At 67.5% G+C, this 10,077-nt stretch carries 9 protein-coding genes; 6 read left to right on the top strand and 3 right to left on the bottom strand.

Going from position 1 to position 10,077, the window contains the following annotated elements; genetic code table 11:
- Positions 1-191: 191 nt before the first annotated feature.
- The 6 genes from GGR89_RS14055 (at position 192) to GGR89_RS14030 (ending at position 5,643) form a co-directional block, all read left to right on the top strand.
- On the top strand, positions 192-1,247 hold the full coding sequence (locus GGR89_RS14055) for a sigma factor-like helix-turn-helix DNA-binding protein (protein WP_125971812.1): 1,056 nt from the start codon (positions 192-194) through the stop codon (positions 1,245-1,247).
- Positions 1,248-1,342: 95 nt separating this feature from the next.
- Positions 1,343-1,819 carry a hypothetical protein gene (locus GGR89_RS14050; protein ID WP_241213247.1) on the top strand — a complete coding sequence of 159 codons (477 nt, stop codon included), beginning with the start codon at positions 1,343-1,345 and terminating at the stop codon, positions 1,817-1,819.
- Positions 1,820-2,056: 237 nt separating this feature from the next.
- Positions 2,057-2,713: a dTMP kinase gene (locus tag GGR89_RS14045; protein WP_125971810.1), complete on the top strand. Its 657-nt coding sequence runs from the start codon at positions 2,057-2,059 to the stop codon at positions 2,711-2,713.
- Between the two features lie 116 nt (positions 2,714-2,829).
- Entirely contained in the window at positions 2,830-3,942 is a 1,113-nt protein-coding gene (locus tag GGR89_RS14040) for a fumarylacetoacetate hydrolase family protein (protein WP_125971808.1), read from the top strand.
- 8 nt (positions 3,943-3,950) lie between these two features.
- Positions 3,951-4,748, top strand: coding sequence for a D-xylose 1-dehydrogenase (gene xylB, locus GGR89_RS14035; protein ID WP_125971806.1), 798 nt, complete (start codon positions 3,951-3,953; stop codon positions 4,746-4,748).
- A gap of 1 nt (position 4,749) precedes the next feature.
- Complete coding sequence (locus tag GGR89_RS14030) at positions 4,750-5,643, top strand: SMP-30/gluconolactonase/LRE family protein (RefSeq protein ID WP_125971804.1); 894 nt, start codon at positions 4,750-4,752, stop codon at positions 5,641-5,643.
- Between the two features lie 46 nt (positions 5,644-5,689).
- Here the strand turns inward: GGR89_RS14030 and GGR89_RS14025 are convergent, their stop codons facing one another.
- From GGR89_RS14025 to GGR89_RS14015, 3 genes are all read right to left on the bottom strand, one after another.
- Positions 5,690-6,322 (bottom strand): TetR/AcrR family transcriptional regulator, encoded by a 633-nt coding sequence (locus tag GGR89_RS14025; RefSeq protein WP_125971802.1) that lies wholly within the window; start codon positions 6,320-6,322, stop codon positions 5,690-5,692.
- A 251-nt stretch (positions 6,323-6,573) separates the two neighbouring features.
- The gene (locus GGR89_RS14020; RefSeq protein ID WP_241217786.1) at positions 6,574-8,352 is read right to left on the bottom strand and encodes an IlvD/Edd family dehydratase; all 1,779 of its coding nucleotides are present in this window, start codon (positions 8,350-8,352) and stop codon (positions 6,574-6,576) included.
- Between the two features lie 205 nt (positions 8,353-8,557).
- The gene (locus GGR89_RS14015; protein WP_125971798.1) at positions 8,558-9,964 is read right to left on the bottom strand and encodes a sugar porter family MFS transporter; all 1,407 of its coding nucleotides are present in this window, start codon (positions 9,962-9,964) and stop codon (positions 8,558-8,560) included.
- Between the last annotated feature and the right edge of the window lie 113 nt (positions 9,965-10,077).

Raw genomic sequence — 10,077 nt, 5'->3', positions numbered from 1 at the left:
CTCGCTACGACCGCTGCCCAACCGTCTTCTTCTCTGCCGTCGCCCTCGCGGCCACCGTCATCTTCTGGCTATGACCAATGAGTCCTGACCCTAAGCTCGCGATTAGCACTCCTTTAAAGGTTTCAGACGAAATGTGTCTCCTGTCGACGGCGCCGAAACGATCGGACCGGCGCTGAACCAGGGGAATACAGATGTCGAAGATCACGATCGCTCTCGAGGCCGCAGTCCAAACCGTCATCGAAAACGCGCCCAAGGACGGGAAGCAGACCAACCGTCAGCGCGCTGAAATCGATCGCGCCTTTGCCCGCATCCTGAAGCTGATCGCTCCCCGCATCCGTCACTTCATCCGCCAGTATGGCCTGACCGCCCACTGGGACGACGCCGAGCAGTGCTGCGCGATCGCCGTGCACCGCGCCATCCAGGCCTATGAGCCGGAAAAGGCCCAGTTCACCACCTTCGTCAACTGGCAGATCCGCGGCGAGCTGCAGAGCCTGCGCTTCCGCCTGATGACCGACCAGCGCCCCTCGGCGAAGAAGGTCGAAGCCACCACCGTTTCGCTCAGCGCGATGGTCACCTCGGCGGACGGCGACGAAATGTCGCCCGAAGCGATGATCGAGGACGAGGACGCCCTGGAGCGCACCGAGAGCGCCGCGTCGGACTATCTCGCCGATGGCGCGATCGCCTCGCTGATCGAGGCCTATGTCGATCACCTCCGCAAGGTGGGCATCGAGCAGCTCCGCCGCCGTCCCCGCCCGAAGCGGGAAGAAGCCGCCCTGCGCCGCGAAGGCCCGCGTCTCCGCACCGCCACCCACGGCATCGATCCGGCCGAGCTGGAGAAGCTGGAAGCCAAGCTGGAGCGCGACCGCGAGATCGTCGCCCGCCGCGTGTTCCAGACCGCCACGCTCGACGACCTGTCGATGGAAACCGGCGTGACCAAGGAGCGCGTCCGCCAGATCACCAAGCGCGCCGCCAAGGTGATCGCCGAGATCGCCGCCGCCGATCCGCGCTTCTCGGTGATGGCCGAATATGGCGAGCCCGCCACCGCCAAGCGCCGCCAGCCGGCGGCTGCCCGCAACGCCACGCCGATCCTGCCGGACGCCAGCCAGCCGCACAACCTGCTCTCCAGCGTCGTCGCGATCGACGCCGCGAGCATCGACACGGTGGTTGCAGCCGAGGCGAACCGCGAGACCGTGGAGGCGATTGCGATCGCCGCCGCCCCGCTTGCGAACCGCGCTGCGCTGCATTGATACCCGATCGGGGCAAAAGCGTTCTATAAGGGAAGGGTACCCCTTCCCGGAACGATCCGATGCCCCGAAATCCCCAGACACTCGGCCGAGGTGCGATGCAGATGCTACCCCGGTCGAACTACAAGCTGACCGAACTGGCCGAGGAAATGGTGCGCTGCGCGCAACCGTTGCTTCCGGCGGGCGGTCGGCTTTTTCTGGGTCTGCAGCAGGAGACCGATGGCTCGCTGCGGATGATCTGGTGGCGCGGCGACGATTTCCGCCTGGTCGCCGAGATCGACGCCACCCCCGAGGGCTTCTGCCCCGAAGACAGCGACGAAGGCGCGCTGCAGGACGCGGCCGCTGCCTGCATCACCTACCTCTCCGGCCGCTGGCCCACCCCGCCCCGCCGGCTCGGCGTGATCACCGACGGCATCGGCGTCGCCTTCTCGCCCGAGCGTCCCGCCGTGGCCGAGCCCGGCTGGCTGATGGACCATGCCGGCGGCAAGGCCGCGCTCACCGCGATCCTGCCGCTCGACGGCGAAGGCCCCTGCGCGCTGCTCTGCGCGCCGCCGGAGACGGCGTCGTTCCATTGAGGGGAGCCACTCCCTCCGGCGGTTGCGGCAAAAAGGGAATCGGCATTCACACACCCAACGTCATCCCCGCCAAGGCGGGGATCCATTGGCGCTGAAGCTGTGGTTCCTGCCTCCAGCGCCCTGGCAAATGGATTCCCGCCTTCGCGGGAATGACGATCGTTGTGCCGCGGCGCTTCCCTCCTGCCGAGCGCAGGGGAGTCTTGATGACAACCCATCGGACCATGCTATGGCGCCCGCATGGGTGAACTCATCGCGATCGAGGGCGCCGACGGCGTCGGCAAGAACACCGCGTCGCGCGGGCTGTGCGCGACGCTGCAGGCCGCGGGCCGCACTGCCACCGTGCTCGGCTTCCCGCGCTATGGCGAGACCGTCGCCGGGGTGACGATCGGCAAGATGCTCGCCGGCGAACTTCCCGTCCCCGTCACCCCGCACGCAGCGGCCGTGCTCTATGCGCTCGATCGGTTCGAGTGGCGCGACGCGCTGCTCGAGGCGCAGGCGACCCACGACGTAGTCGTGCTCGATCGCTACATTGCCTCGAACATGGCCTATCAGGGCGCCAAGCTGGGCGGCGACGAGGGCCGCGCGCTGATGGACTGGATCCTCGCGCTGGAAACCGGCCAGTTCGCCCTGCCCCGCCCGCGGCTGTCGATCTATCTCGACACCCCCTGGGATCTTGCCCGCGCGCTGATCCTGCAAAAGGCGCAGCGCAGCTACACCGATCGCAGCTTCGACGAATATGAGGCCGACATCGCGCTCCAGCAGCGCGTGCGCGGCAATTACGAGACGATCGTCGCCGCCGATCTGCTGGGGCCGTGGAAGGTCGTCCGCGCCAGCGAAGACGGCGCGATGCGGGCGCCCGAGGCGATCGTCGCCGAAATTTTATCTTATATTTGAAACGGCGCTGAACCCGGCTATGCCCTTCTTGACATTTGCCTTGGCCGAGCGCCAATGGTAGCGCTATCACAATCCGAAACGAGTTGGTGAGAGGTCCCTTGGAAGCGCTTAGAGACATGCTGCCTGCCGATCATGCGCAGGCGATTCTGGTCGGTCGTGTGCAGACCGCTGCCGGCCCCAGCCCCGTGATCCTCCGCGACGGCCAGGTGATCGACGTGTCGGCCACCGCGCCCACCGTCGCCGACCTGCTGGAGCGTGACGACATCGCCACGCTCGGCGGCGAGCTGCTGTGCAGCGTCGAGGCGCTCGGCACCGAATCGGCGCCGGCGATCCTCGCGCCGGTAGACCTGCAGTGCGTGAAGGCCTGCGGCGTCACCTTCGCCGTCTCGGCGCTGGAGCGCGTGATCGAGGAGCGCGCCCGCGGCGATTCGGCCAAGGCGGCCGAGATCCGCGGCGACCTCGAGGCCAAGGTCGGCTCGGGCATCCGCGCGGTCGTCCCCGGCACCGAGGAAGCCGCCAGCCTCAAGGCCGCGCTGATCGATGCCGGCATGTGGTCGCAATATCTCGAAGTCGCGATCGGGCCGGACGCGGAAGTGTTCACCAAAGCGCCGGTGCTGTCGGCGATGGGCTGGGGCGCCGAGATCGGCATCCGCTCGGACAGCGACTGGAACAACCCCGAGCCCGAAATCGTGCTCGCGGTGGACCGCAATGGCAATATCAAGGGCGCGACGCTCGGCAACGACGTCAACCTGCGCGACTTCGAGGGCCGCAGCGCGCTGCTGCTCGGCAAGGCGAAGGACAACAACGCGTCGACCTCGATCGGACCGTTCATCCGCCTGTTCGACGACAACTTCACCATGGACGACGTGCGCGGCGCGGTGGTCGACCTCACCATCGACGGGCCGGAGGGCTATCGCCTCTCGGGCACCAACAAGATGAGCGAGATCAGCCGCGATCCCACCGATCTCGTCCGCCAGACGCTGAGCGAGCACCAGTATCCGGACGGCTTCGCGCTGTTCCTCGGCACGCTGTTCGCGCCGGTGCAGGACCGCGACCATCCCGGCCGCGGCTTCACCCACAAGGCGGGCGACGTCGTCCGCATCTCGACGCCGAAGCTCGGCACGCTCGTCAACCGCGTCACCACGTCGAAGGCCGCCGCGCCCTGGACGTTCGGCATCCGCGATCTGATGCGCAACCTCGCCGCCCGCGGCCTTCTCTCCAACGCGTAAGGGTGTCCATGTCGCAAGCCGATCTCCAGCAGGGCCCGATTCCGGCCGCTGAGCGTGCCGTCTATCCGAGCCTGAAGGGCAAGCGCATCCTGATCACCGGTGGTGGGTCGGGGATCGGCGCCGGGCTGGTCGAGGGGTTCGTCCGCCAGGGCGCGGACGTGACCTTCTTCGACATCGCCGAGGACGATTCCAAGGCGCTGGTCGCCAGCCTGTCGGGCGCCGCGATCGCGCCGCGCTTCTACAAGGTCGACCTCACCGACGTCCGCGCCGCGCAGGCGCAGGTGCAGGCGCTGATCGACGCCGAGGGCGGCTTCGACGTGCTGCTCAACAACGCCGCCAACGACGACCGCCACACGATCGAGCAGGTGACCCCGGAATATTGGGACAACCGCATCAACGTGAACCTGCGTCACCAGTTCTTCATGGCGCAGGCGGTGATCCCGGCGATGAAGGCGAAGCGCGCCGGCGTGATCATCAACCTCGGCTCGATCTCCTGGCACCTCGCACTCGAGGAGCTGACGCTCTACCAGACCGCCAAGGCGGCAATCGAGGGCCTCACCCGCAGCCTGGCGCGCGAGCTCGGCCCGGACGGCATCCGCTCGGTCTGCATCGTCCCCGGCAACGTCAAGACGCCGCGCCAGATGAAGTGGTACACGCCCGAGGGCGAGGCCGAGATCGTCAAGGCGCAGTGCCTGCCCGGTCGCCTCGTCCCCGACGACATCGCCGCCGCGGCGCTGTTCCTTGCATCGGACGACGCGCGCCTGATAACGAGCCACGAATTCTTCGTGGATGCGGGCTGGAGATAAGATGACCGACACAGTGGTGGTATCGGCGCCGGAGAGCGTGTGGGGGCTCGCTGCCCCGCTTCTCGAAGGCCCCGTCTGGGTGGAGCGCGACGCCGCGCTGTGGTTCGTCGACATCAAGAGCCACAAGATCCACCGCTATGATCCCGCCACCGGCGCCAAGCAGAGCTGGGATGCGCCGGCACAGGTGGGCTTCGCGCTGCCCTGCGCCAGCGGCGGCTTCGTCGCGGGGCTGCAGACCGGGCTCGCCAAGTTCGACCCCGCCGACGGCAGCTTCACCCCGCTGGTCGACCCCGAGCCCGGCCTGCCCGGCAACCGGCTCAACGACGGCACCGTCGATTCCGAAGGTCGCCTCTGGTTCGGCACGATGGATGACGGCGAGAGCGAGGCCAGCGGCACCATCTATCGCCTCGCCGCCGACGGGACCTGCGTGGCTTCCGCCCCCAAGGTCTCGATCACCAACGGCCCGGCGGTCTCGCCCGACGGCAAGATTCTCTACCATGTCGATACGCTTGGCCAGGTGATCTATGCCTGCGACATCGACGCGGAGGGCGCGCTGGTGAACCGCCGCGAGTTCGTCCGCATCGCCGACGGCGAGGGCTTCCCCGACGGCCCGTGCGTCGACAGCGAAGGCTTTGTGTGGGTGAGCCTGTACGCCGGCTCTGCGGTGCGCCGCTATTCGCCGGCGGGCGAGCTGGTCGAGACCGTGCCCTTCCCAGTCGATGCGATCACCAAGATCGCGTTCGGCGGGCCGGACCTGAAGACGGTCTATGCCACCACGGCGAACAAGCACCTCTCGGCCGAGGACAAGGCCGCACGGCCGGGCTCGGGCGACCTGTTCCGCTTCCGGGTGACGGTGGCCGGGCAGAAGGGCACGATGATCCGCGTGGGGGCGTAAAGCCAAATTCCTCCCCGGGCGAAGCTCGGGGAGGAAACGCTTGCGCTTACTGAAACATCGCCTTGGTCAGCTCGGCGATGCCGCCGCGAACCCGCTCCCAGCCGGCTTCCTCGCTCAGGTCCAGCCCGAGGAACCGCCCGCTCTGCGCCCCCGACAGCACCAGCTGCTGGATCGCGGCGATCAGCAGCGCATTGAGCACCGGCGCGTCGATCCCGGTCGGGCGCTGCAGCGTGCCGCGCTCGCGGGCGATCCAGGCGCTCAGCGCCTTGCCGCGTGCCTCGGTGAAGGCGGTGGCGACCTTGGAGGGGGCGGAGAGCTCCCAGGCGAGAATCTTCTGCGCCAGCGGATCGCTGCGCAGCGCATCGAGCAGCGCCACCGCGACGCGCGCCATCATCTCGGCATAGCTGGCCGGCGGAGGCACGTTCTCGGGGCGCACCAGCGCGGTTTCCATCCAAGCGGAAACATCGGTAGCGATCGCCTCGGCGAGCCCATCCATGCCGCCGAAATACCGGTAGATCAGCTGCTTGTCATAGCCCGAGGCACGCGCGATCGCGTTCACGCCCCAGCGGGCAAAGCCCTGTTCGGCGAGCAGCGCCTTGGCTGCCGCCAGAATCACGCCCCGCGTATTCGCCGCATTGCGCGGCCGCTTCGCCGGTGCCGTCTCGTCCACCCCGTCCATCCCCCTGTTGTTGGCGATGGTTAACTATCACTGGCGAGTGACACTTTCCATCTCCGGAATGGGCCGGAGGTGCGGTTGGGTCGCAGACAAGCGGACGCCGCTCGCCACACCACCATCGTCATCCCCGCGCAGGCGGGGATCCATTGGCGCTGATGCCGAGGCTCTTTCCCCCGGCGTCCTGGCAAATGGATTCCCGCCTGAGCGGGAATGACGGAGGACTGGAGGAAAGGGTGACCCCCACCCCTTCCCGATCAATGATTATGCCGCGGCACCTTCAGCCCGGTGCCGCGATACTTGGTCGCGAACTCCAGCACGCCGCCTTCGTGCAGCTGGCCCGACTTCTCGCGGTACAGTTCTTCCCACGGCGTGTTGCTCGGCGGGATCGGCGGCGCCGGCTCGCCCTTGCGGCGGGCGATCTCGTCGGCCTCGACCAGCGCGTCGACACGGCCCTGGTTGAGGTCGATCCGGATCACGTCGCCGGTGCGCAGCCAGGAAAGGCCGCCCCCCGCCGCGCTCTCCGGCGAGGCGTTGAGGATCGAGGGGCTGTCCGACGTACCCGACTGGCGACCGTCGCCCAGCGTCGGCAGGCTCTGGATGCCCTTCTGGAGCAGCGCGTCGGGCGGCTGCATGTTGACCACCTCGGCCGAGCCCGGCCAGCCCAGCACGCCCGCGCCGCGGATCACCAGGATGCAATTGTCGTCGATGGCGAGCGCCGGATCGTTGATCCGGTGGTGATAATCGTCCGATCCGTCGAACACGACCGCACGGACCTCGAACACGCCCTCCTGCCCCGGGGTGGAGAGGTAGCGCGCGCGGAACTGCTCGGAGATCACGCTGGTCTTCATGATCGCCATGTCGAACAAATTGCCGGTGAGCACCAGGAAACCGGCCTTCTCCATCAACGGCTTGTCGATGGGGAAGATCACGTCCGCATCCAGCACGCGCGCCTCGGCGACATTCTCCGCCATGGTGCGGCCGGTGCAGGTCGCGACGCTGCCGTCGAGGATGCCGGCATCGACCAGCAGCTTGAGCACCGCGGGGATGCCGCCTGCGCGGTGGAAGCGCTCGGACAGATATTGCCCCGCCGGCTGCATGTTGACGATCAGCGGCAGGTCATAGCCGGTCTGCCAGTCCTCGGGCGTGATGGTGATGCCGGCATGCGCCGCCATCGCGTTGAGGTGCGGCTGGGCGTTGGTCGAACCGCCGATCGCGGTGAGCAGCTTGATCGCGTTGAGGAAGCTCTGTTTGGTGAGGATCTTCGACGGGCGAAGGTCCTCATAGGCCATCTCGACGATGCGGCGGCCGGTCTCATAGGCGATCTGCCCGCGCTCGCGATAGGGCGCCGGGATCATCGCGCAGCCGGGCAGGCTCATGCCCAGCCCCTCGGCCATGCTGTTCATCGTCGAGGCCGTGCCCATCGTGTTGCAATGGCCCGAGGAGGGCGCACTCTCCATCGCCCGGCGGAGGAACTCGGCCTCGTCGATCTCGCCCGCCGCCATCTTGCGGCGCGAGCGCCAGATCACCGTGCCCGAGCCGACCAGTTCGCCTTCGTGCCAGCCGTCGAGCATCGGCCCGCCCGAGAGGACGATCGCCGGGATGTCGACGGTGGAGGCGGCCATCAGCGACGAGGGCGTGGTCTTGTCGCAGCCGGTGGTGAGGATCACCGCGTCGATCGGATAGCCGTTGAGGATCTCGACCAAGCCCAGATAGGCGAGGTTGCGATCGAGCGCGGCGGTCGGACGCCTACAATTCTCGAAGATCGGGTGGAGCGGAAACTCCATCGGAATGCCGCCCGCCGCGAGGATGCCTTCGCGGGCGCGCTTCACCGTCTCGAGGTGGATGCGGTTGCACGGCGCGATGTCGCTGCCGGACTGGGCGATGCCGATGATCGGCTTGCCCGAGGTCAGCTCCGCCGGCGTGATGCCGTAGTTCATGAACCGCTCGAGATAGAGCGCGGCCATGTCGGCGCGGCCGGGGGCGGCGAACCATTCGCGCGATCGGAACGGACGGACGGGCGTGCGGGTCACGATATTCTCCCAAACCAAAACTCGAAGGGTACTCGCTGGTCGCGCCGATCAGGGCCCCTCGCTTCCCCGAAGACGTTACCCCGGCGAAAGCCGGGGTCCATTATGGCCTCCGTCGCCGCTCTTGCTTCGACCGAGAGGCGAATGGATCCCGGCTTTCGCCGGGATGACGGCGTAACGAAGGGCGGGTCCCAATCGACGCGCCTTCGTCTTACCCCTCCATCGCCTCGAGTTCCTTGCCCTTGGTTTCCTTGATGAACTTCAGGACGAGGAAGAAGCTGACCGCCGCGCAGACAGCGTAGAAGGTGTAGCTGGCGGCCAAGCCGAGCTTGGACGCCATCACCGGGAAGCTCTGCGCGATCAGATAGTTGGCGAACCACTGCGCGAAGCCGCACACGGCAAGCGCCGAGCCGCGGATCTGGTTCGGGAACATCTCGCCGAGCATCACCCACATCACCGGGCCCCAGCTGACGTTGAAGAAGATCACGTAAAGGTTGGCGGCGACCACGGCGATCTTGCCGAGTTCGGGCGAGAGCACCAACTTGCCGGCGGCGTCGAGCGAGCCATGGCCGAAGGCATAGACCAGCACGAACAGCGTCACCGCCATGCCCGCCGAGCCGATCAGCAGCAGCGGCTTGCGGCCGATCTTGTCGACCAGGCCGATGGTGACGAGGCAGGCGGCGATCGAGACCGCGCCCGAGACGATGTTGATCAGCAGCGAATCCGCTTCGGTGAAGCCGGCCAGCTGCCACAGCGTCGAGCCGTAGTAGAAGATCACGTTGATGCCGACGAGCTGCTGGAACACCGCGATCACCAGGCCCGCCCACAGGATGGTGCGGATCTTGCCGGTGCGCGGGTCGATCAGGTCGCGGAAGCTCGGGCGGTGATCGGCGGTGAAGCTGGCGCGAATCTCCTCCAGCTTGGTGCGCGCGGTGGCCGGGCCGAACAGGTCGGTCAGCACCTTGGTAGCTTCCTCGGTGCGGCCCTTGGCGACCAGGAAGCGCGGGCTTTCGGGAATGAAGAACAAGGCGACCAGGAACACCGCCGCCGGCAGCGCCTGCATCAGGTACATCCAGCGCCAGGCCTCGAGGCCGGCCCAGAACTTGTTGGTCGAGGCACCGGCCGCGCCGGCCAGATAATAGTTGACCACGAACGCGGCGGTGAGTCCGGAGATGATCATGATCTGCTGCACCGTCGTCATCCGGCCGCGAATGTTCGCAGGGGCGACTTCGGAGATATAGGCGGGCGACAGCACCGATGCGGCGCCGACCGCGATACCGCCGGCGATCCGGGCGATGACGAAGATCGTATGGTCGTGCGCAAAGCCCTGGACGAGCGCGCCGCCGAGGAAGAGGAGCGCGGCGAGCCGCATCACGTTGCGGCGGCCCATCTGGTCCGCCAGCGTGCCGGCGAAGAAGGCGCCCGCGACGCAGCCGATCAGCAGCGAGCCGACGGTGAAGCCGAGCCCGGCTTCATCGAGCGCGAACGCGGCCTGCAGGCCCGGCTGGGTGCCGTTCACCGCGCCGCTGTCATATCCGAAAAGCAATCCGCCGATCGTGGCTACGGCCACGATGGCGCCGATCAGGCCGATATTGGCCCGCTCCGCCGTCTGATTCATCCGATCCCTCTCCTAGCCCGGGAAGTTGGGCCGATTTGTTAGCGGTAACGCTGGCCCGTGCAACCAGGAAAAGCAAGCCGGCAGCTGCGTTCACGCAAGATTCTGCCAGCGTT

This window comes from Sphingomonas trueperi (genome assembly GCF_011927635.1).
In the GTDB taxonomy this organism is placed as follows: Bacteria; Pseudomonadota; Alphaproteobacteria; order Sphingomonadales; family Sphingomonadaceae; genus Sphingomonas; species Sphingomonas trueperi.
This window is presented reverse-complemented; position numbering and strand designations above follow the sequence as displayed.

Excerpts from the sequence above, each read along its gene's own strand:
- GGR89_RS14055 (WP_125971812.1), top strand. The coding sequence starts at position 192 with ATGTCGAAGATCACGATCGCTCTCGAGGCCGCAGTCCAAACCGTCATC.
- GGR89_RS14050 (WP_241213247.1), top strand. The coding sequence starts at position 1,343 with ATGCAGATGCTACCCCGGTCGAACTACAAGCTGACCGAACTGGCCGAG.
- GGR89_RS14045 (WP_125971810.1), top strand. The coding sequence starts at position 2,057 with ATGGGTGAACTCATCGCGATCGAGGGCGCCGACGGCGTCGGCAAGAAC.
- GGR89_RS14040 (WP_125971808.1), top strand. The coding sequence starts at position 2,830 with ATGCTGCCTGCCGATCATGCGCAGGCGATTCTGGTCGGTCGTGTGCAG.
- xylB (WP_125971806.1), top strand. The coding sequence starts at position 3,951 with ATGTCGCAAGCCGATCTCCAGCAGGGCCCGATTCCGGCCGCTGAGCGT.
- GGR89_RS14030 (WP_125971804.1), top strand. The coding sequence starts at position 4,750 with ATGACCGACACAGTGGTGGTATCGGCGCCGGAGAGCGTGTGGGGGCTC.
- GGR89_RS14025 (WP_125971802.1), bottom strand. The coding sequence starts at position 6,322 with ATGGACGGGGTGGACGAGACGGCACCGGCGAAGCGGCCGCGCAATGCG.
- GGR89_RS14015 (WP_125971798.1), bottom strand. The coding sequence starts at position 9,964 with ATGAATCAGACGGCGGAGCGGGCCAATATCGGCCTGATCGGCGCCATC.